This window comes from Streptomyces sp. FXJ1.172, assembly GCF_001636945.3.
Classification (GTDB): domain Bacteria; phylum Actinomycetota; class Actinomycetes; order Streptomycetales; family Streptomycetaceae; genus Streptomyces.
Window position 1 is genome coordinate 4,400,475 of sequence record NZ_CP119133.2, and the last position, 20,449, is coordinate 4,420,923.

Genomic DNA, 20,449 nt, shown 5'->3' on the forward strand with positions numbered 1-20,449 from the left:
CCGTGCTCTTACTCCCCGAGCAGCTTGCGGACCCGCTCCTGCCCCACGGCGAGCAGCAGCGTGGGCAGCCGGGGCCCGGTGTCACGGCCGACGAGCAGGTGGTAGAGCAGGGCGAAGAAGGTCCGCTGGGCGGTCTTGATCTCCGGCGGCAGCTCCTTCGCCGTGGCGTCGGCGGAGAACCCTGCCTGCACCTTGGGCACGCCGTAGACGTGGTGGGTCAGCCCGTCGAGCGACCAGTGCTCGGCGAGCCCGTCGAGCAGCAGGCGTACGGACTGCTGGGAGGCCTCGTCGAGGGACTTCAGCAGTTCGGCGTCCGGCTCCTCGCGCACGATGGTCCGCTGGTCGGCGGGGACGTGCGTGTTGATCCAGGCCTCGGCCTTGTCGTACCGGGGCCGGGCCTCGTCCAGGGAGGCGAGCGGCTGCTCCGGGTCCAGCTCGGAGAGGATCCGCAGCGCCTGGTCCTCGTGGCCGGCGGTGATGTCGGCGACGGAGGCGAGCGTGCGGTACGGCAGCGGGCGCGGCGTCCTGGTCAGCTCACCGGCGGCCGTGCCCACGGCCCGGGTGTACGCGGCGACGTCGGCCGGCAGCGCCGAGCCGTCCGCCACCTTCCCCGCCAGCTTGTCCCACTCGTCGTAGAGCCGCTGGATCTCCTGGTCGAAGGCGATCTTGAAGGACTGGTTGGGCCTGCGGCGGGCGTAGAGCCAGCGCAGGATCTGCGGCTCCATGATCTTCAGCGCGTCGGCGGGCGTGGGCACGCCACCGCGCGAGGAGGACATCTTCGCCATGCCGGAGATGCCGACGAACGCGTACATCGGTCCGATCGGCTGCTCGCCGCCGAAGATCCCGACGATCTGGCCGCCCACCTGGAAGCTGGACCCCGGCGAGGAGTGGTCGACACCGCTCGGCTCGAAGATCACGCCCTCGAAGGCCCAGCGCATCGGCCAGTCGACCTTCCAGACCAGCTTGCCGCGGTTGAACTCGCTGAGCCGGACGGTCTCGGCGAAGCCGCACGCATCGCAGGTGTACGCCAGCTCGGTGCTGTCGTCGTCGTAGGAGGTGACCGTCGTCAGGTCCTTCTCGCAGTTGCCGCAGTACGGCTTGTACGGGAAGTAGCCGGCGGAGCCGGAGCTGCCGTCGTCCTCGGACGCGGCGCCCGAGCCCTCCTCGGCCTCCAGCTCGGCCTCGTCGACGGCCTTCTGCTGCTGCTTCTTCGGGGCCTTCTTCGTGCGGTACTGGGCGAGGATCGCGTCGATGTCGCCGCGGTGCTTCATGGCGTGCAGGATCTGCTCGCGGTAGACACCGGAGGTGTACTGCGCGGTCTGGCTGATGCCGTCGAACTCGACGCCCAGCTCGGCGAGCGAGGCGATCATGGCGGCCTTGAAGTGCTCGGCCCAGTTCGGGTACGCCGACCCGTGCGGCGCGGGCACCGAGGTCAGCGGCTTGCCGATGTGCTCGGCCCAGGAGTCGTCGACCCCGGCGATGCCCTGCGGGACCTTGCGGTACCGGTCGTAGTCGTCCCAGGAGATCAGGTGCCGGACCTGGTGGCCACGGCGGCGGATCTCGTCGGCGACCAGGTGCGGGGTCATGACCTCGCGGAGGTTGCCCAGGTGGATGGGTCCGGAGGGGGACAGGCCGGACGCGACGACAACGGGTTTACCCGGGGCCCGGCGCTCCGACTCCTCGATGACCTCATCCGCGAAACGGGAGACCCAGTCGGTGGTCTCGGTGCTCTGAGCCACGATCGGCACGTCCTTCTTTCTGAACGGGGTGGCACAACAAGGTGACGCTCCATTCTCACAGACCGGGTCGCGCCCGCGAAAACCGCTTTACCCACCATGGGATACTGGCCGGGACTATCCATCCCCACGAGGAGAACGGCACCCATTCCTATGGCCTCGGTCACGTCCCTCAGCGATTCCGTCCAGCAGCACCTCGCGTCCGCCCTCTCGGCCACCCTGCCCGAGGCCGCCGGCGCGGACCCGCTGCTGCGACGAAGCGACCGGGCCGACTTCCAGGCCAACGGGATCCTGGCCCTGGCCAAGAAGGCGAAGGCGAACCCGAGGGAGCTGGCGGCGCAGGTCGTCGGCCGGGTGGTCACCGGCGACGAGCTGATCAAGGAGGTCGAGGTCTCGGGCCCCGGCTTCCTGAACATCACGCTCGCGGACAGGGCGATCACCGGGAACCTGGCCGCGCGGTACGCGGACGAGACGGGCCGCCTCGGCGTGCCGACCGCCGCACAGCCGGGCACGACGGTGATCGACTACGCGCAGCCGAACGTGGCGAAGGAGATGCACGTCGGCCACCTGCGGTCGGCGGTGATCGGCGACTCGGTGGTCCAGCTCCTGGAGTTCACCGGCGAGAACGTGGTCCGCCGGCACCACATCGGCGACTGGGGCACCCAGTTCGGCATGCTCATCCAGTACCTGGACGAGCACCCGCACGAGCTGGACCACAAGGACGCCCGGGTCACCGGCGAGGAGGCGATGTCGAACCTCGACCGCCTCTACAAGGCCGCGCGGAAGAAGTTCGACTCCGACGAGGAGTTCAAGACGCGTGCCCGCCGCCGGGTGGTGGACCTCCAGGCGGGCGATGCGCACACCCTCGCCATGTGGCAGAAGTTCGTGGACGAGTCGAAGATCTACTTCTTCTCCGTCTTCGAGAAGCTGGACATGGAGATCCGGGACGAGGACATCGTCGGCGAGTCGGGCTACAACGACATGCTGGCGGAGACCTGCCGACTGCTGGAGGAGTCCGGCGTGGCGGTCCGCTCCGAAGGCGCCCTCTGTGTCTTCTTCGACGACGTCAAGGGCCCGGACGGCAACCCGGTCCCGCTGATCGTGCAGAAGTCGGACGGCGGCTACGGCTACGCGGCCACGGACCTCTCGGCGATCCGCGACCGCGTCTTCAGCCTGAAGGCGAACACCCTCCTCTACGTGGTCGACGCCCGCCAGGCCCTGCACTTCAAGATGGTCTTCGAGACGGCGCGCAGGGCCGGCTGGCTGAACGAGGACGTGACGGCGGCGCAGCTGGCGTTCGGCACGGTCCTCGGCAAGGACGGCAAGCCGTTCAAGACCCGTGAGGGCGAGACGGTCCGCCTGGTCGACCTGCTGGACGAGGCGGTCGAGCGCGCGTCCGCGGTCGTCCGGGAGAAGGCCCAGGACCTGTCCGAGGAGGAGATCGCCGAGCGGGGTGCCCAGGTGGGCATCGGCGCGGTGAAGTACGCGGACCTGTCGACGTCGGCCAACCGGGACTACAAGTTCGACCTGGACCAGATGGTCTCGCTCAACGGCGACACCTCCGTCTACCTCCAGTACGCGTACGCCCGTATCCGGTCCATCCTGCGCAAGGCCGGCGAGGTCCGCCCGGTCGCGCATCCGGAGCTGGCACTGACCGGGGCGGAGCGGGCGCTCGGCCTGCACGCGGACGCGTTCGCGGAGACGGTGGCGGAGGCGGCCGGCGAGTACGCCCCGCACAAGCTGGCGGCGTACCTGTACCAGCTGGCGTCCCTGTACACGACGTTCTACGACAAGTGCCCGGTCCTGAAGGCCGAGACGCCTCAGCAGGTCGAGAACCGCCTCTTCCTCTGCGACGTCACGGCCCGCACCCTGCACCAGGGCATGGCCCTGCTGGGCATCAGGACGCCGGAGAAGCTCTGACACACCGGCCGGGAGGTCCGTGGAGCACCGCTAGTCAGAAGGGGAACCCGCCTGCCGCGCGTTCCCCTCGGCAAGCTCCCGAGCACGGCGCACCAGGGCCTCCCGTACCGTCTCCGGCGTGAGAACGCGCAACGGTGTTCCCAGGCCCAGCAGATAGCGCGCGAGGCCGTCCGCGTCCGGGCCGCCGATCTCGACGATCGTGGCGTCCTGGCCGTCGGGGTGGTGGGTGCCGATCGTGGGCGGGACGAGGCGCAGGGCCTCCCGCAGGGGGACGGGCAGGCGGATGGTCGCCGTCAGCGGGTAGGGGCCGCTCGCGATGTTGCGGGAGACCAGGTGGGCCGGGTCCGGTGCGTCGGTGAGGTCCGCCGGGTGGCCGGTGGGCCGGAGGTGGTCGACCCGGTCGGCGCGGAAGGTGCGCCACTGGCCCCGGGTCACGTCCCGGGCGACGAAATACCAGCGCCGGCCGGTGTGGACCAGGCGGTAGGGGTCGATGTCCCGGACGGTCGTCCGTCCTTCCCCGTCCGTGTACGACAGGCGGGCCCGCTCACCGCTCCGGCACGCCACCGCCAGTTCCAGCAGCAGGCCGGGGCGGATCTGGGGTGTGCCGGTGCCCGGGAGGCGTACGAAGGCCTCGTCCAGCTCACCCAGGCGGGCCGCGATCCGTCGTGGCAGCACCTGGCGCAGCTTCAGCATGGCGGACAGGGCCGCCTGGTCGCCGCCCAGCGCTGCCTCGCTCAGCCCCACCGCCACGGCCAGCGCCTCCTCGTCGTCGAGGATCAGCGGCGGCAGGTGTGCGCCGGCGCGGAGGCGGTAGCCGCCCCAGGGGCCGGCCTCGGAGTCCACCGTGTAGCCGAGTTCCCGCAGTCTCGCCACGTCCCTGCGGACCGTGCGGTCCGTGACCTCCATGCGCCCGGCCAGTTCGGCGCAGGTCCAGGACGGGCGGGAGGACAGCAGCGACAGCAGGCGCAGCAGGCGGGCGGACGCGGCGATCACGGCCGAAGTCTGGCACACGGCTGCGAACGACCAGGACCGGAACTGTCCTGGTCAGGTTCTAGTGTCCTCCCCATGAGCAAAGACACCGCTTCCGCACCCGCGTTCCGCTACGCCGCCGTCACGTTCGACTGCGCCGACCCCGCCGAACTGGCCCGCTTCTACGGCGAGTTGCTCGGCCACCCGGTCCTGTACTCCACCGACGACTTCGTCCTGCTCGGCAAGGAGGGCGCGGCCGGTCTGGGCTTCAACCGCCTCGCCGACTACCGCCCGCCCACCTGGCCGGACCCGGCGCAGGAGAAGCAGGCGCACATCGAACTGGGTGTGGACGACCTGGACATCGCCGAGAAGCGTCTGCTCGAACTGGGGGCCACCAAGCCGCAGGTGCAGCCGCAGCCGGACCGCTGGCGGGTGCTGCTCGACCCTGCCGGGCACCCGTTCTGCATCACGACGCTGGTCTGAGCTTCGGCAGCTCAGCGAACGCTCTGAGCTTTAGCAGCTCAGCGAACGGCCCCTCCCACGGGCCGGCTCTCCGCGTCGCCCCCTCCGCCCGGGCCTCCTTCGCCGCCTCCCCGCTGTGACCGCCGGCCCCGCCTGCCCCGGGGCGTCCGCTGCGGCCACAGCAGCACGTACGCCGCCGAACCTATGCAGAACGCCAGGCGGATGAGTCCCCGGGTCGAGTCGGACGGGATCACCAGGGCGCTGCCGTAGAGGGTGATGAGGGCGATCCAGCTGACCCAGGGGACCAGGCGGCGCTGGCCTATCGAGTCCCAGAGAAGGGTGCCGAGGAGCACCGAGGCGTTGTAGTACGTGTACACGCTCGGGTCCAGCATGATGCGGGCGTCCGCCGCCAGGAAGACCACCGCCGGCCAGCGGTTGCGGCGTACGGCCAGGGCGCCCAGGGTCACGCCCAGGGCCATCTGGGCGGGGCGGTCCCACGGCGGGGTGGCGGGGTCGTGCACACCGAACCAGCGCAGGGCGGAATCCGGCTGGTTGGGGATGGTGAAGCGGGCCGCGGCCAGGGTGTCCAGGTGGGACAGGTAGAACGGCAGCCAGGCCACCGCCACCAGGCCGAAGGCCCAGGCCGCCGAGCGCAGGCGGGCCGGGCGGGGCACCGCCAGCAGCAGGGGCAGGAAGCCCACCGCCCAGGGTTTGGAGTCGACCGCCAGCGCCAGGAAGACGCCCACCGCCGTCGCGTTGCCGCGGACCAGCGCGCGGACCGCCAGCGTCGTGAAGAACAGGGCCAGGACGTCGTCGAGGTGGGCGAAGCGGACCGAGACCTCCACCCACATGGGGATGAAGGCGGCGCCGGCGATCAGGATCCGTTGCTGGAGGCGTTTGTGGTTGAGGCCCGTGCCCCGGTTGTAGTCGGCCGCGGCTCTGCCGATCAGGACCAGCATGTACAGGCCGAGGCCGGACATGAACGCGTCGGCGAGTTTCTCGCCCACGGCCAGGGGGAACGGCGCGAAGAGCCCGGCGACCAGGAAGCTGACCGGGCCTATCTGCAGCTCGGGGTGGTTGGCGTAGAGGGCCAGACCGCCGCCGGACTGCAGGCCGAAGAGCAGCTGCTCGCCCGTTCTCAGGTAGTGCCAGGACACCGCCGCGTGCCGTTCGGCCACGACGAACCACAGGGCCGTCCACAGGGTGAGCAGCACGATGTGCCACCGCACCGGGTTACGCCCGATCCGCACGTTCCGCTTCCGTCCTTCCCGTCACCGCACCACCTGTTAAGAGGGGTTGTTGAGGCAGGTGGTTCATCGGGGCGGTCCGCCAACAGGATTGTCAGTGGGGCACCCTACAGTGCCCGCATGGCGACTCTTCCCAACCCGCTGCCCCAGCTGGCCCTCGACCCCAGTGGCCGTTCACTGGGGCTGCGGCTCCCTCCCGGCCGGCTGGTCGACGCGACCGACGACGGCCCCTGGCACGAGCCCCTCCTGTGGCACGCGGAGAAGCCGGCCGCGCCCGGCACCTGGAAGGCCCTGGGCGCACCCGGCGCCCGGGCCGGTCTGCTGCCCGTGCTCGTCGACCTGGGCGGTTCCCGGGGCGGCCCGCAGGACTGGGGCCTGCTGCCCGGCGAGCCATCGTATCCGGGTGACCACGACGCCGAGGACGTCCTCGCGGAGTACTGGGAGGAGGAGACGGCGGAGCTGGAGGACGCCGGGCAGACGGCGCCGTTCGGGCAGGAGTGGCCCGGCCTCGCGCCCGCCGCCCAGCTCGCCGCCGATCCGGACACCCGCGCCGCCCAGGTCGCCGACGCCCTGGAGAGCGGCCGGGACGCGCTGATCGAGGAGGCGCACCTCGCCCTGGTGCCGGCCCGCCGCTCCGCCGACATACCGGCGGCGATCGGCTGGACGGGCCCGGTGAACTACGACACCGACGTGGCCCGGATGTGCGCGGTCCTGCGCTCCTGGGAGGACCGCTTCGGCATCCGGGTCGTCGCCCTCGGCCTGGACACCCTGGTCGTGTCCGTCGCGGCCCCGCCGGCCACCCAGGAGGAGGCCGAGGCGGTGGCGGCGGAGCACTTCGCGTTCTGCCCGGACACCGTCACCCAGGGCGAGGACGGCGACGTCGAGAGCCTGCGCGCGTACGCCAAGACCCTGCTCGGCGAGCCGGTCTGGGCCTTCTGGTGGGACTGAGCCCGGTCTGGGCCTTCTGGCGGGACTGAGTCCGGCCGGGTTCAGCTCGTGAGGCCTCGCGCCAGCCCCCGTCCCAGCCTCCGCAGGCCCTCCGCGATCTCCTGCGGTGTCTGGGTGACGAAGCACAGGCGGAAGGTGCCGGGGTCGGGGGCACCGGCGTAGAAGGGCGCGCCGGGGACGTACGCCACGTTCTCCTCGACCACCCGGGGCAGCAGGGCGACGGTGTCGTACGGCTCCGGCAGCCGGGCCCACAGGAACATCCCGCCCTCGGGCCGGCTCCACCGCGAGCCGGCCGGGAGGGCGCCGGGCAGACCCGCCAGCATGGCGTCCCGGCGTGCGCCGTACACGGAGCGCACCCGCTCCACGTGGGTGTCCAGGACGTCCAGGTAGCGGGCCGCGGCGAGCTGGTTGAGCGTCGGGGTGTGCAGGTCCGCCGCCTGTTTGGCGACCGCGCACGCCCGGCGCAGCTCGGCCGGGGCGCGCAGCCAGCCGAGGCGCAGGCCGGGTGCCATGACCTTGGAGAGGGAGCCGAGCAGCACCGTCCGGTCCTCGGCACCGGGCAGCGCGGCGAGCCAGGGAACGGGCTCGCCGTCGTAGCGCAGTTCGCCGTACGGGTCGTCCTCGACGATCCACAGGCCCGCGCGGGCGGCCACGGCGACGATCGCCTCGCGGCGCGGCGCGGGCATCGTGCGGCCGGTGGGGTTCTGGAAGGTGGGGACGAGGTAGAGGAGCTTGGGACGCTCGCGGCGGACCGTCTCCTCCAGCGCCGCCGGATCCACCCCGTCGGCGTCCCCCGGCACGGCGACCACGCGTGCGTCCGCGAGGCCGAAGACCTGAAGTGCCGCCAGATAGCAGGGGTCTTCGACGAGGACCGTGTCGCCGGGTTCGAGCAGGGCCGTGGCCAGCAGGGACAGGGCCTGCTGGGAGCCGGTGGTGACGATCAGGTCGTCGGGGGTGGTGGGCAGGCCCCGGGCGGTGACGCGCGCGGCCAGGGCGGCTCGCAGCACCGGCTCGCCCTCGGTCGTGGAGTACTGCAGCGCCTGCGCCGGGCCGTGCGCCAGGACCTCCTGGAAGGCCGACGCGATGCCGGCGCGGTCGAAGAGTTCCGGGGCCGGCAGTCCGCCCGCGAAGTTGATCACCTCGGGGCGTGCGGTGACCGCGAGGATGTCCCGCACGGGCGAGCCGCCCACCGCGCGGGCACGCGTGGCGAGCGGCGGGACGGGGGCTGCGGCTGGGGCGGGGGCGGGCTCGGCGACGGTCATGGGGCGGCTCTCCTTCGGCTCTGAGAGCCGTCAGAGTAGAGAGGTACGTGCCGTCTACACCCGTAATTCCGCGATCCGGACGGCACGTTCGCGTCCGTCCCCTGTCCGACGCCGCTTCCCACGCCGCCGGGGCCGCGCGCCGGACACCGGCGGCGGCCCCTTTGCGACCCGCGTCCGCCAGGTCAGCGCAGCTTCTGCGCCACCTCGGTCGCCCAGTAGGTGAGGATGTTGGTGGCGCCGGCCCGCTTGATGCCGGTCAGGGTCTCGAGGATCGCCCGGTCCCGGTCGATCCAGCCCTTCTCGGCGGCGGCCTCGACCATCGAGTACTCGCCGGAGATCTGGTAGGCGGCGACCGGCACGTTCGCGCTGTCGGCGACCCGGGCGAGGATGTCGAGGTACGGCCCGGCCGGCTTGACCATGACCATGTCCGCGCCCTCCTCCAGGTCCAGGGCCAACTCCCGCAGGGCCTCACGCCAGTTGGCGGGGTCCTGCTGGTAGGTCTTGCGGTCGCCCTGGAGGGACGAGGCGACGGCCTCACGGAAGGGGCCGTAGAACGCGGAGGAGTACTTGACGGTGTAGGCGAGGATCGCCACGTCCTCGCGCCCGATCTGGTCGAGCGCGTCGCGGACGACGCCGATCTGGCCGTCCATCATCCCGCTCGGGCCCACGACATGGGCTCCGGCGTCGGCCTGCACCTGGGCCATCTCCGCGTACCGCTCCAGGGTCGCGTCGTTGTCGACCCGGCCCTCGGCGTCCAGCACCCCGCAGTGCCCGTGGTCGGTGGTCTCGTCCAGGCACAGGTCGGACATGACGAGCAGGTCGTCGCCGACCTCGGCCCGTACGTCCCGCAGCGCGACCTGGAGGATGCCGTCCGGGTCGGTGCCCGGGGTGCCGAGGGCGTCCTTCTTGTCGTCCTCCGGCACGCCGAACAGCATGATCCCGGAGATTCCGGCCTCGACCGCCTCGGCGGCGGCCTTCTTCAGGCTGTCGCGGGTGTGCTGGACGACACCGGGCATGGCGGCGACCGGCACGGGCTCGCTCACGCCCTCCCGGACGAACGCCGGGAGGATGAAGTCGGCCGGGTGCAGGCGCGTTTCGGCGACCATCCGGCGCATGACGGGCGAGGTCCGCAGCCGCCGGGGACGCGTACCGGGAAAGGATCCGTACTTCGTCATGCCCTCTACGCTACGCCCGCCCGGGCCGCGCCGTTGCCGACTCCCTGTCGGACCCCCCGCCGGCCCGGATTACGGCTCATAAGGAGCCCACAGAGCGCCCATTCACGGACATAGCGGCGCCCGCATACGAAGTCTTTGCGCTCCCCTGGCCATCCCCGGGGGCGCGCGCCTCCCCAGCGTTCTACGCGCGTGGTGTCATGCACGCGCCACCCCCTCCCCGCCCGTGAGCCAAGGAGTCACGCATGCTGCGGAAGGTCCTCACCCGCGCGGCCGTCGCCCTGACCGCCGGTACCGCCGTCGTCGCCATGGCCGTCCCCGCGAACGCCGCGAGCTACTCGGCGTTCGCCTTCTCCCAGACCGGCAGCCAGCCCACGATCTACGACTTCATCAACTCGGCCAACAGCACGCTCGACATGACGATGTACGAGCTGGAGGACACCACGGCCGTCAACGACCTCATAGCCCTGAAGAACAAGGGCGTCACGGTCCGCGTCATACTCGACCGCCAGCACCAGAGCGCCGACAGCTCGGCGTACACGGCCCTGAAGAACGCGGGCATAGGCGTGGTCTGGTCGTCCTCGGCCTTCGTCTACACCCACCAGAAGACGATCACCGTCGACGGCGTCAAGTCCCTGGTCATGACCGGCAATCTGACGTCGCAGTACTACACGACCAGCCGCGACTACGGCGTCTTCACCGACGACACGCGCGATGTCGCCGCCATCGAGAAGGTCTTCAACGCCGACTACACGGCGACCTCGGTCACCCCCACCGACGGCGACCACCTGCTGTGGTCCCCCACCGACTCCCGCAACCGCCTGGTGTCCTTCGTCAACTCCGCGACCAAGACCCTCGACGTGGAGGAGCTGGAGTTCAGCGACAGCACGGTGGTCAACGCGATCGTGGCCCGCGCGAAGGCGGGCGTGAAGGTCCGCGTGGTCCTGGAGAATCCTTCCAGCTACTCCAGCGAGGTCTCCGCCGTCAAGGCCGCCGGCGGCACGGTCGTCGGCTACTCCGACCCCAACGGCTTCTACATCCACGCCAAGGCGATGGTCGCCGACTACGGCCTGACCACCCAGGAGGTCGAGGCCGGCTCCATGAACATCAGCAGCAACTCCCTCAGCAACAACCGGGAGCTGGGCATCATCCTCACCGGCACGGGCGTGGCCCAGCCGGTGACCCAGACGATCGAGACGACGTTCAACAGCGACTACGCGGGGGGTACGGCGGCCTGACCGGGCGTGCGGCAGGCGGGCGCAGGCGGCAAGGCGCAGTCCCGCGTCCTGGGAGCCGGGCAACGCACCAGGAACCCCCAACAGCCCCCGCCGCGCCCTCGCCCCCGCGGCGTGGGCCCGCTTCCTGCCGTACGCCTCGCAGCGCTGACAGCACGAGAAGGCGGAGTGCCCCGGTAAGGAGCACTCCGCCGTACCTCACGTCGTGGACCGGCGCCTGCGCGCCCCCGGTCGCCGCTCGCTCGGTCGCGTCACCGGATCCCCGGCCTCCAGCGCGGCGGCGCGCCGCTTCATGCCGAACTCGGCCAGCGCCTCCGCCAGCTTGTGCACGGACGGCTCCGGAGCCATGACGTCGACCCGCAGCCCGTGCTCCTCGGCGGTCTTGGCGGTCGCCGGGCCGATACAGGCGATCACCGTCACGTTGTGCGGCTTGCCCGCGATGCCCACCAGGTTCCGCACGGTGGACGAGGACGTGAAGAGAACGGCGTCGAAGCCACCGCCCTTGATCGCCTCCCGCGTCTCCGCCGGCGGCGGCGAGGCCCGCACGGTGCGGTAGGCCGTGACGTCGTCGACCTCCCAGCCCAGCTCGATCAGACCGGCGACCAGGGTCTCGGTCGCGATGTCGGCCCGCGGCAGGAAGACACGGTCGATCGGGTCGAAGACCGGGTCGTACGGCGGCCAGTCCTCCAGCAGACCGGCGGCCGACTGCTCACCGCTCGGCACCAGGTCCGGCTTCACGCCGAAGGCGACCAGCGCCTTGGCGGTCTGCTCGCCCACCGCGGCCACCTTGATGCCCGCGAAGGCGCGCGCGTCGAGGCCGTACTCCTCGAACTTCTCCCGGACCGCCTTCACCGCGTTGACCGACGTGAACGCGATCCACTCGTAGCGGCCCGTCACCAGGCCCTTGACCGCCCGCTCCATCTGCTGCGGGGTGCGCGGGGGCTCCACCGCGATCGTCGGGACCTCGTGCGGTACGGCGCCGTAGGACCGCAGTTGGTCGGAGAGCGATTCCGCCTGCTCCTTCGTGCGCGGCACGAGCACCTTCCAGCCGAACAGCGGCTTGGACTCGAACCACGACAACTGGTCGCGCTGGGCGGCGGCGGAGCGCTCACCGACCACGGCTATCACCGGGCGGCCGCCGTCCGGCGACGGCAGCACCTTCGCCTGCTTCAGCGTCTGCGCGATCGTGCCGAGGGTGGCCGTCCACGTGCGCTGGCGGGTCGTCGTACCGGCGACGGTGACCGTCAGCGGGGTGTCCGGCTTGCGCCCCGCGGAGACCAGTTCACCGGCCGCTGCGGCCACCGAGTCGAGGGTCGTGGAGACGACCACCGTGCCGTCGGAGGCACCCACCTCCGTCCAGCAGCGGTCGGAGGCGGTCCGGGCGTCCACGAACCGGACGTCCGCGCCCTGCGCGTCCCGCAGCGGCACACCGGCGTACGCCGGCACACCGACCGCGGCCGCCACACCCGGTACGACCTCGAAGGGCACACCGGCGGCGGCGCAGGCGAGCATTTCCTCGGCCGCGTACGTATCAAGTCCCGGGTCCCCGGACACCGCACGGACGACCCGCCTGCCGGACCGCGCGGCCTCCATGGCAAGATGAGCGGCATCCCGGGCAGGAGACGGGGCAGCGGCGGTTGTTGACGTGCCGTCAACGACCGTGAGCTGCGGCGTGCCCGTGCCCGGCGGCGACACCGAGGAGGGGCTGGCGTCCGTCCGCACGACGGCGACGCCCTGCCGTGCGTGCGTCCGGATCACGTCGAGCACCTCGTGCTCGGCGATCAGGACGTCCGCGTGCGACAGTGCCTCCACGGCGCGCAGAGTCAGCAGCCCCGGATCCCCGGGTCCGGCACCGAGGAAGGTGACGTGCCCGTGTTCAAGGCCGGCGGGAAGGGTGGTGGGGCTCAATGTGCTCGCTCCCCCATCAGACCGGCCGCGCCCTGGGCGAGCATCTCGGTGGCGAGTTCGCGACCGAATACCAACGCCTGGGTCTCCGTCTGGGGCACGGGACCGGTGGTGGACAGCTGCACCGTGCGGGTGCCGTCGGCCGTGCCGACGACGCCGCGCAGGCGCATTTCCTTGACAGTCTGCCCGTCGGCCAGAAGGTCGGCCAGCGCCCCCACAGGTGCGCTGCAACCGGCCTCCAGGGCGGCGAGCAGTGACCGCTCGGCGGTGACGGCGGCCCGCGTGAACGGGTCGTCCAGTGCGCCGAGCGCGGCGATCAGTGCGGTGTCTTCGGCGGTGTTCCCCGCCCTGCACTCGATCGCCAGGGCCCCCTGGCCGGGGGCGGGCAAAACCGTGTCGACCGACAGGAAGTCGGTCACCTCGTCGATCCGGCCGATCCGGTTCAGTCCGGCGGCGGCCAGGATCACGGCGTCCAGTTCGCCGTCGCGGACGTACCGGATCCGGGTGTCGACGTTCCCGCGTATCGGGACCGTCTCTATGTCCAGACCGTGGGCGCGGGCGTACGCGTTCAGCTGCGCCATGCGGCGCGGCGCGCCGGTGCCGATGCGCGCCCCGCGCGGCAGGTCTGTGAACTTCAGCGCGTCCCGGGCGACGATCACGTCCCGCGGGTCCTCGCGCTTCGGCACGGCGGCCAGGACGAGTCCGGCGGGCTGCGCGGTCGGGAGGTCCTTGAGCGAATGAACCGCGAAGTCGACCTCGCCCTTGAGCAGCGCGTCGCGCAGCGCCGTGACGAACACGCCGGTGCCGCCGATCTGCGCGAGGTGCTCGCGGGAGGTGTCGCCGTAGGTGGTGATCTCGACCAGCTCCACGGGCCGCCCGGTCACCTGGCGGACGGCCTCCGCCACCTGTCCGGACTGGGCCATGGCGAGCTTGCTGCGCCTGGTCCCCAGCCTCAGTGCCTTCTCAGTCATGCCGGTCGGTCCTTCTTGTCTGTGCTGTCCCCGGCCCGGGAGACGGAGGCGACCGTCTCGGGGTCGAGGTCGAACAGGGTGCGCAGCGCGTCCGCGTACCCGGCGCCGCCGGGCTCGGCCGCGAGCTGCTTGACCCGTACGGTCGGCGCGTGCAGCAGCTTGTCCACGACCCGGTGCACGGCCTGGCGGATCTCGCCGCGCTCGCGGTCGTCCAGGTCGGGCAGCCGCCCGTCGAGCCGCGCGATCTCACTCGCCATGACGTCGGCGGCCATGGTGCGCAGCGCGACCACGGTCGGCGTGATGTGCGCCGCCCGCTGTGCCGCGCCGAAGGCCGCGACCTCGTCGGAGACGATACGCCTGACCTGGTCCACATCGGCCGCCATCGGAGCGTCGGCCGAGGCTTCCGCGAGCGACTCGATGTCCACCAGGCGCACCCCGGCCAGCCGGTGCACGGCCGCGTCGATGTCGCGGGGCATGGCCAGGTCGAGGAGGAAGAAGAAGGGCTCGGGGCGCTCGGCCGGCGGCTCCGGCCTGCGCCGCTCGGGGATCCGGCCGACCGTGGCGACGGCCGCGGCGAGCGCGGTGATCAGCTCGGCGTCCGCCTCGGGCGTACGGCGCTCCCGGCGGTCGACGGTGCCTCCCGCGACCCAGGCCGCGTGCTGCTCGAGGGTGGCCGCGTCCATGCCGGCCACGGCGGCCTCGCCCATGACGGAGAAGCCGGTCTGCACGGCGGCGAGGTCCAGCGGGCAGTTCTCGTCGTTGCCGACGCCGGCGGGCGCCGCCGGGGCCGCTGCGGCCGCGGGAGCGGCGGGGACGGCGACGGCGGGCTGTCCGGTGCGGCCCTCGACCGCCCGCGTGACCGCCTCGGCCGTGAGCACCAGGCCCGTCGCCCCGGTACAGGAGACGACGACGTCGGCACGTGTCAGCTCGCCGGGCACGGCGGTCATCTCGACCGCGCGCGCGGTCACCGCGTTGTCGTCGGCGTCGGTCAGGATCTGCGCGAGGCGCTCGGCGCGCTCGAAGGTGCGGTTGGCGACGACGACCTCGCGCACCCCGGCCCGCGCGAGCGTGGCGGCGGCCAGCGAGGACATCGATCCGGCGCCGATGACGAGGGCCTTCTTGCCGGCCGCCCAGGCGTCCACGTCCCCGCCTGCGGCCAGCTGCTGCAGGCCGAAGGTGACCAGGGACTGCCCGGCCCGGTCGATCCCGGTCTCGGAGTGCGCCCGCTTGCCGACCCTCAGGGACTGCTGGAACAGGTCGTTCAGCAGCCGGCCGGCGGTGTGCAGCTCCTGCGCCTTGGCCAGGGAGTCCTTGATCTGGCCGAGGATCTGCCCCTCGCCGACGACCATCGAGTCCAGCCCGCAGGCCACCGAGAACAGGTGGTGGACGGCCCGGTCCTCGTAGTGCACGTAGAGGTAGGGGGTCAGTTCCTCCAGGCCGACGCCGCTGTGCTGGGCGAGCAGCGTGGACAGCTCGGCGACACCCGCGTGGAACTTGTCCACGTCGGCGTACAGCTCGATGCGGTTGCAGGTGGCGAGCACCGCGGCCTCGGTGGCGGGCTCGGCGGCGACCGTGTCCTGGAGCAGCTTGATCTGGGCGTCCGCGCTCAGCGCGGCCCGCTCCAGCACGCTCACCGGCGCGCTGCGGTGGCTCAGTCCGACGACGAGGAGACTCATGCCGGCATCACGGCGGGTACGTCCCCGTCGGGCCCCTGGTCGGCGGAATCACCGGCGGTCTCGACACGCGGAGCGGCGGCGGGGAGGGAGCCTATGTCACCGGCCGCGGTCTCCTCGCCGGCCTTGCGCTGCTCGTGGAAGGCGAGGATCTGCAGTTCGATCGAGAGGTCGACCTTGCGCACGTCGACGCCGTCGGGGACGGACAGCACGGTCGGCGCGAAGTTCAGGATGGAGGTGACCCCGGCGGCCACGAGCCGGTCGCAGACCTGCTGGGCGACGCCGGCGGGGGTGGCGATGACGCCGATGGACACCCCGTTGTCCTTGATGATCTTCTCGAGGTGGTCCGTGTGCTGCACGGGGATACCGGCGACGGGCTTCCCGGCCATCGCGGGGTCGGCGTCGATCAGCGCGGCGACCCGGAAGCCACGGGAGGCGAACCCGCCGTAGCCGGCGAGGGCGGCGCCGAGGTTACCGATACCGACGATGACGACGGGCCAGTCCTGGGTCAGGCCGAGTTCACGGGAGATCTGGTAGACGAGATACTCCACGTCGTAGCCGACACCGCGCGTTCCGTAGGAGCCCAGGTAGGAGAAGTCCTTGCGCAGCTTGGCGGAGTTGACCCCCGCCGCGGCCGCCAGCTCCTCGGAGGAGACCGTGGGTACCGAGCGCTCCGACAGCGCGGTCAGGGCTCGGAGGTACAGCGGAAGCCGGGCGACGGTGGCCTCGGGAATCCCTCGGCTGCGGGTCGCCGGTCGGTGTGTTCGGCCAGTTGCCACGGTGCTCCTGCGGGTAGAGCGGGGCTGCAGGCGGTCATACGTCCCCAGACCGCCCCGTCGACAGCAGGCTATGTCTTTGTGAACGCGTGCACAAAGATGGTGTCCGATTTGCCCGGCAGAAGTGACGGGGGTCACGCAACGGCGGCGCCTTTGACGGGAACCGGCGCACGCCCGCGCGCGTTCCTTCGTTACTAGGGCCAAAACCGCACACTCTCCTCACAAATCCCGCCACCGAGACCAAATCGCCGTCGATCCTAAGCGACTTTCGGTCCGGTTTGGACTAGTCGGTCAGTGCTCGGCGCAGCCGCTCCTCGTTCACGCGCCAGAAGGTGTGCTGTTCGCCGTCGACCAGCACGACCGGAATCTGCTCCCAGTACTGATCGTGCAGCGCCCGGTCCTGGGTGATGTCCTTCAGCTCGAAGGGCACCCCCAGATCGCCGCACACCTTCTCGATCACCAGCTGCGCGTCGTCGCACAGGTGGCAGCCGGGCTTGCGGACGAGGGTGACCAGCCGCTCGGTGGGGGCGGCCTTGCGTCGGAAGAGAGGGCTCATGCCGGCCATTCTCCCGCCTCCTTAACGGCCCGGTAGCGGAGTGTTCACACCCTTCCAACCTCTCGACTTCCGGAAGCACCGAACAAACTGGCTATGCTCACGACATGGCCGCTCTCGGATGGCTCACCCCCCGTAGGCGCTCCGCCACGGCGCGGAGCGTGTTGGCAGGCGAGGCCTCGGCCGAGGCCGCCCGCAAGTCCTCGCAGGAGGCACAGGAGGCCGCGCCCCCCGCGCGGGAGGAACCGGAGTTCCCGGTCATCGGCGACACCAGGGCAGCCGCCTTCTTCGATCTCGACAACACCGTGATGCAGGGCGCCGCGCTGTTCCACTTCGGCCGCGGCCTGTACAAGCGGAAGTTCTTCGAGACCCGCGACCTCGCCCGGTTCGCCTGGCAGCAGGCGTGGTTCCGGCTGGCCGGCGTCGAGGACCCGGAACACATGCAGGACGCCCGCGACTCGGCACTGTCGATCGTCAAGGGCCACCGGGTCGCCGAGCTGGAGTCGATCGGCGAGGAGATCTACGACGAGTACATGGCCGACCGCATCTGGCCCGGCACCCGCGCGCTGGCCCAGGCCCACCTGGACGCGGGCCAGAAGGTCTGGCTGGTCACGGCGGCGCCGGTGGAGATCGCCCAGGTCATCGCCCGCCGCCTGGGCCTGACCGGCGCCCTCGGCACGGTCGCGGAGTCGGTCGACGGCGTCTACACCGGCAAGCTGGTCGGCGAGCCGCTGCACGGCCCGGCGAAGGCCGAGGCGGTCCGCGCCCTGGCCGCCGCGGAGGGCCTGGCCCTCTCCCGCTGCGCGGCCTACAGCGACAGCCACAACGACATCCCGATGCTCTCCCTGGTCGGCCACCCCTACGCCATCAACCCGGACGCCAAACTGCGCAAACACGCCCGGGAGAAGGACTGGCGCCTGCGCGACTACCGCACGGGCCGCAAGGCGGCGAAGGTCGGCATCCCCGCGGCGGCGGGCGTGGGAGCCGTCGCCGGCGGCACCGCGGCCGCGATCGCTCTGAGCCGACGGCGCCGATAGGCGCCCGGCCGCACCCCGGACCTCCACCGGCCCACCCTCGGCCGCGCGCGCCCGAATTATGCCGCGGCCATTTCAACACGCCCTGCACCTCGCCGAAACAGGCCTGTTTTCGATCAACAACCGATCAAGATAGGGCACTTGATGGGGCGCCAATCGGTAACAGAAGCGACGCAATCGATGATTTGAGCAACTCGGTGTAGCAGTGCCTGCACGAAGCGTTATTCTCCTCAGACGCAAACCGGTACCCCTCCGTCGCTACGGCGGGTGAAAGGTCCCGCACTGCACGTGATGGAAGCTCTGCCTCTGGGAGTCCCGTGTACCCACACGTCGGGGTTGACGCCTCGGGCCTGGCTACGCTGCGCGCAACACTCGCAACGGTCAAAGAGACGCTGCGCGGCCTCGTCCCCACCGCGTACGCCGTCCCCGCCTTCGCCGCCGCCGCGCCGGCAGGCCCGTGCTACGCACTGGCCGACGGCAGCGCCACGGTGGGCAGACGAGGCCGCGCCACCGGCGCCGCCACCGCCCGCCGCCCGGCCGCCGACAGCGACAGCGCCCGGATGATGGATCTGGTCGAACGCGCCCAGGCCGGCGAGGCCGAGGCCTTCGGCCGGCTGTACGACCAGTACAGCGACACGGTGTACCGCTACATCTACTACCGGGTCGGCGGCCGGGCGACGGCCGAGGACCTCACGAGTGAGACCTTTCTGCGGGCGCTGCGCCGGATCGGCACCTTCACCTGGCAGGGCCGCGACTTCGGCGCCTGGCTGGTGACGATCGCCCGCAACCTCGTCGCCGACCACTTCAAGTCCAGCCGCTTCCGCCTCGAGGTCACCACCGGCGAGATGCTCGACGCCAACGAGGTCGAGCGCTCCCCGGAGGACTCCGTCCTGGAGTCGCTGTCGAACGCCGCGCTGCTCGACGCCGTCCGCCGGCTCAACCCGCAGCAGCAGGAGTGCGTGACCCTCCGTTTCCTCCAGGGCCTCTCGGTCGCCGAGACCGCCCGCGTCATGGGCAAGAACGAGGGCGCCATCAAGACGCTCCAGTACCGCGCCGTGCGCACCCTCGCCCGGCTCCTGCCGGACGACGCGCGCTGAACCGGCCACCACACAGGGCGACCTCCAACTCACGTTCCGTGAAAGCCGGTTGCCTTCCCGACCCGATGCTCCGCCGTCCGTAACCCAAGTGCCGCGCCAGTCGTTGTGCGGGATACAGGCTCCCTGTGGTCACGTCCTGGCCGACCCCGATCACTCGATCGTGTGGATCGGTCACGGGCGTGCAACCCTCAGGACCCCCTGGGGAGTCGACCGTGATGACGAGAGGAGGTGCCGCCAGTGATCGCGAACGTATCGGCGCACCGGCGGGCGAACGCCTTCGCCCAGGCCCTGGACGAGCAGTCCGACCGGGACACGGCGGCCGAGCGGTCAGCACCGGCGGAATCACCGCCGGCCACCGAGGAACAGTCCGGGCAGGGCGAGCTGCTGGCCCTCGCGGAGGGTCTCGGTGCGCTGCCCAAGCCGCAGCTCGACCCTGAGGTCAAGGTCGTCCAGCGCGCCCAGCTGGTGGCTGCGATGGAGGCCATGCTCCAGGAGGGCACCGCAGCGGCGGATGCGTCGGTACCGGAACAGCGCTCTGCCCGGCCGAGAGGCGCACACCGGGCGAGCCCGTTGAGCAAGCTGCGCCCGCGGACGCGGCTCACCAAGGGGCTCGCGGCGGGCGGGCTCAGCGTGGGCGTGGCCGCGGGGGCCTTCGGCGGAGTCGCCGCCGCCAGCTCGGACGCCCTGCCCGGTGACTCGCTCTACGGCCTCAAACGCGGCATCGAGGACTTCAAGCTCAACTACCTGACCGACGGCGACGACGCACGCGGCCAGACCTACCTCGACCAGGCCTCCACCCGGCTCAGCGAGGCCCGCCGGCTGCTGGAGCGCGGCCGCGGCGGCCATCTCGACCACGAGTCCATCGGCGAGATCCGCCGCACGCTCTCCGGCATGCAGCGCGATGTCACCGAGGGCCACCGCCTGCTCCACGAGGCGTACGAGGCCGACCCCGGCTCGCTGGGCCCCATCCAGGCCCTGTCGGCCTTCGCCCGGTCCCACCGCGAGGCCTGGAGCGCACTCAGCCACAAGCTGCCCGTGCAGCTCGGGGACGTCAAAAAGCAGGTGTCGTCGGTCTTCGACGCCATAGACCAGGAGGTCGCCCCGCTGCAGTCCCTGCTCCCGCAGTCGCCGTCGCGCACCGGCGACGGCAAACGGCAGGGCTCCGGCTCGGCATCCACCGGCGCCTCGGGCAGCCACCGCTCGAGCACGCCCAGCTCCTCCGGCAGCTCCCCGTCCACGGGCCGGCACGCCCGCCCGGGCAATCCGAGCGGGTCGGCCACCGGCGACACCGGCGAGGGCCTCCTCGGCGGCAGCACGGGCGGTCTGCTCGACCCGCCGAAGACGGGCACGGGCGGCAGCACCGCACCCGCCACCAAGCCCCCGAGCACCACCCCGGACGTCACCCTCCCGCCGCTCCTCCCGGGCCTCCTGCCCGGGCTGGGCATCGAGGGCGAGGACACGAACTAGAGCAGTACGGCGCGACGACGAC

The 20,449-nt window shown here is 71.7% G+C and carries 17 protein-coding genes; 7 read left to right on the plus strand and 10 right to left on the minus strand.

What is annotated here, in order from left to right; genetic code table 11:
• Positions 1-8: 8 nt before the first annotated feature.
• Positions 9-1,748, minus strand: coding sequence for a lysine--tRNA ligase (gene lysS / locus A6P39_RS19560; protein ID WP_067049291.1), 1,740 nt, complete (start codon positions 1,746-1,748; stop codon positions 9-11).
• A gap of 141 nt (positions 1,749-1,889) precedes the next feature.
• Between lysS and argS the strand changes: the two genes are divergently transcribed.
• The gene (argS, locus tag A6P39_RS19565; protein WP_067049285.1) at positions 1,890-3,656 is read left to right on the plus strand and encodes an arginine--tRNA ligase; all 1,767 of its coding nucleotides are present in this window, start codon (positions 1,890-1,892) and stop codon (positions 3,654-3,656) included.
• 30 nt (positions 3,657-3,686) lie between these two features.
• Here the strand turns inward: argS and A6P39_RS19570 are convergent, their stop codons facing one another.
• Entirely contained in the window at positions 3,687-4,649 is a 963-nt protein-coding gene (locus tag A6P39_RS19570) for a helix-turn-helix transcriptional regulator (protein WP_067049358.1), read from the minus strand.
• 72 nt (positions 4,650-4,721) lie between these two features.
• On the opposite strand from A6P39_RS19570, the gene A6P39_RS19575 reads away from it, so the two are divergent.
• Positions 4,722-5,108 carry a VOC family protein gene (locus A6P39_RS19575; protein ID WP_067049278.1) on the plus strand — a complete coding sequence of 129 codons (387 nt, stop codon included), beginning with the start codon at positions 4,722-4,724 and terminating at the stop codon, positions 5,106-5,108.
• Between the two features lie 38 nt (positions 5,109-5,146).
• Here the strand turns inward: A6P39_RS19575 and A6P39_RS19580 are convergent, their stop codons facing one another.
• Positions 5,147-6,337 (minus strand): hypothetical protein, encoded by a 1,191-nt coding sequence (locus A6P39_RS19580; RefSeq protein ID WP_234379004.1) that lies wholly within the window; start codon positions 6,335-6,337, stop codon positions 5,147-5,149.
• 117 nt (positions 6,338-6,454) lie between these two features.
• On the opposite strand from A6P39_RS19580, the gene A6P39_RS19585 reads away from it, so the two are divergent.
• Positions 6,455-7,282, plus strand: a complete 828-nt coding sequence (locus tag A6P39_RS19585) for a DUF4253 domain-containing protein (RefSeq protein WP_067049275.1) — start codon at positions 6,455-6,457, stop codon at positions 7,280-7,282.
• A 41-nt stretch (positions 7,283-7,323) separates the two neighbouring features.
• Here A6P39_RS19585 and A6P39_RS19590 read toward each other — a convergent pair whose 3' ends face one another.
• Positions 7,324-8,544, minus strand: coding sequence for an aminotransferase-like domain-containing protein (locus A6P39_RS19590; protein WP_067049272.1), 1,221 nt, complete (start codon positions 8,542-8,544; stop codon positions 7,324-7,326).
• A gap of 182 nt (positions 8,545-8,726) precedes the next feature.
• Positions 8,727-9,719, minus strand: a complete 993-nt coding sequence (gene hemB / locus A6P39_RS19595; RefSeq protein WP_067049269.1) for a porphobilinogen synthase — start codon at positions 9,717-9,719, stop codon at positions 8,727-8,729.
• A 242-nt stretch (positions 9,720-9,961) separates the two neighbouring features.
• Here hemB and A6P39_RS19600 point away from each other — a divergent pair, with 242 nt between their 5' ends.
• Positions 9,962-10,954: a phospholipase D-like domain-containing protein gene (locus tag A6P39_RS19600; protein ID WP_067049266.1), complete on the plus strand. Its 993-nt coding sequence runs from the start codon at positions 9,962-9,964 to the stop codon at positions 10,952-10,954.
• Between the two features lie 195 nt (positions 10,955-11,149).
• On the opposite strand, the gene A6P39_RS19605 is transcribed toward A6P39_RS19600, so the two are convergent.
• The 5 genes from A6P39_RS19605 to A6P39_RS19625 all read right to left on the minus strand — a co-directional run bounded on the left by A6P39_RS19605 (position 11,150) and on the right by A6P39_RS19625 (position 16,841).
• Complete coding sequence (locus A6P39_RS19605; RefSeq protein WP_067049263.1) at positions 11,150-12,859, minus strand: uroporphyrinogen-III synthase; 1,710 nt, start codon at positions 12,857-12,859, stop codon at positions 11,150-11,152.
• Entirely contained in the window at positions 12,856-13,827 is a 972-nt protein-coding gene (hemC, locus tag A6P39_RS19610) for a hydroxymethylbilane synthase (protein WP_067049260.1), read from the minus strand. The genes A6P39_RS19605 and hemC overlap by 4 nt, the downstream gene beginning before the upstream one ends.
• The gene (locus A6P39_RS19615) at positions 13,824-15,503 is read right to left on the minus strand and encodes a glutamyl-tRNA reductase (RefSeq protein WP_067049257.1); all 1,680 of its coding nucleotides are present in this window, start codon (positions 15,501-15,503) and stop codon (positions 13,824-13,826) included. The genes hemC and A6P39_RS19615 overlap by 4 nt, the downstream gene beginning before the upstream one ends.
• Complete coding sequence (locus A6P39_RS19620) at positions 15,500-16,279, minus strand: redox-sensing transcriptional repressor Rex (protein WP_067049254.1); 780 nt, start codon at positions 16,277-16,279, stop codon at positions 15,500-15,502. The genes A6P39_RS19615 and A6P39_RS19620 overlap by 4 nt, the downstream gene beginning before the upstream one ends.
• Positions 16,280-16,559: 280 nt before the next feature.
• On the minus strand, positions 16,560-16,841 hold the full coding sequence (locus A6P39_RS19625; RefSeq protein WP_107304406.1) for a glutaredoxin family protein: 282 nt from the start codon (positions 16,839-16,841) through the stop codon (positions 16,560-16,562).
• A 95-nt stretch (positions 16,842-16,936) separates the two neighbouring features.
• Between A6P39_RS19625 and A6P39_RS19630 the strand changes: the two genes are divergently transcribed.
• From A6P39_RS19630 to A6P39_RS19640, 3 genes are all read left to right on the plus strand, one after another.
• The gene (locus A6P39_RS19630; RefSeq protein ID WP_079133523.1) at positions 16,937-17,866 is read left to right on the plus strand and encodes an HAD family hydrolase; all 930 of its coding nucleotides are present in this window, start codon (positions 16,937-16,939) and stop codon (positions 17,864-17,866) included.
• Positions 17,867-18,180: 314 nt separating this feature from the next.
• Positions 18,181-18,960 carry an ECF subfamily RNA polymerase sigma factor, BldN family gene (locus tag A6P39_RS19635; RefSeq protein ID WP_067049243.1) on the plus strand — a complete coding sequence of 260 codons (780 nt, stop codon included), beginning with the start codon at positions 18,181-18,183 and terminating at the stop codon, positions 18,958-18,960.
• A 237-nt stretch (positions 18,961-19,197) separates the two neighbouring features.
• On the plus strand, positions 19,198-20,427 hold the full coding sequence (locus A6P39_RS19640) for a DUF5667 domain-containing protein (protein ID WP_067049240.1): 1,230 nt from the start codon (positions 19,198-19,200) through the stop codon (positions 20,425-20,427).
• Positions 20,428-20,449: the final 22 nt, after the last annotated feature.

Coding starts and splice junctions, on each gene's coding strand:
- argS (WP_067049285.1), top strand. CDS start 1,890: ATGGCCTCGGTCACGTCCCTCAGCGATTCCGTCCAGCAGCACCTCGCG.
- A6P39_RS19575 (WP_067049278.1), top strand. CDS start 4,722: ATGAGCAAAGACACCGCTTCCGCACCCGCGTTCCGCTACGCCGCCGTC.
- A6P39_RS19585 (WP_067049275.1), top strand. CDS start 6,455: ATGGCGACTCTTCCCAACCCGCTGCCCCAGCTGGCCCTCGACCCCAGT.
- A6P39_RS19590 (WP_067049272.1), bottom strand. CDS start 8,544: ATGACCGTCGCCGAGCCCGCCCCCGCCCCAGCCGCAGCCCCCGTCCCG.
- hemB (WP_067049269.1), bottom strand. CDS start 9,719: ATGACGAAGTACGGATCCTTTCCCGGTACGCGTCCCCGGCGGCTGCGG.
- A6P39_RS19600 (WP_067049266.1), top strand. CDS start 9,962: ATGCTGCGGAAGGTCCTCACCCGCGCGGCCGTCGCCCTGACCGCCGGT.
- hemC (WP_067049260.1), bottom strand. CDS start 13,827: ATGACTGAGAAGGCACTGAGGCTGGGGACCAGGCGCAGCAAGCTCGCC.
- A6P39_RS19615 (WP_067049257.1), bottom strand. CDS start 15,503: ATGAGTCTCCTCGTCGTCGGACTGAGCCACCGCAGCGCGCCGGTGAGC.
- A6P39_RS19625 (WP_107304406.1), bottom strand. CDS start 16,841: ATGGCCGGCATGAGCCCTCTCTTCCGACGCAAGGCCGCCCCCACCGAG.
- A6P39_RS19630 (WP_079133523.1), top strand. CDS start 16,937: ATGGCCGCTCTCGGATGGCTCACCCCCCGTAGGCGCTCCGCCACGGCG.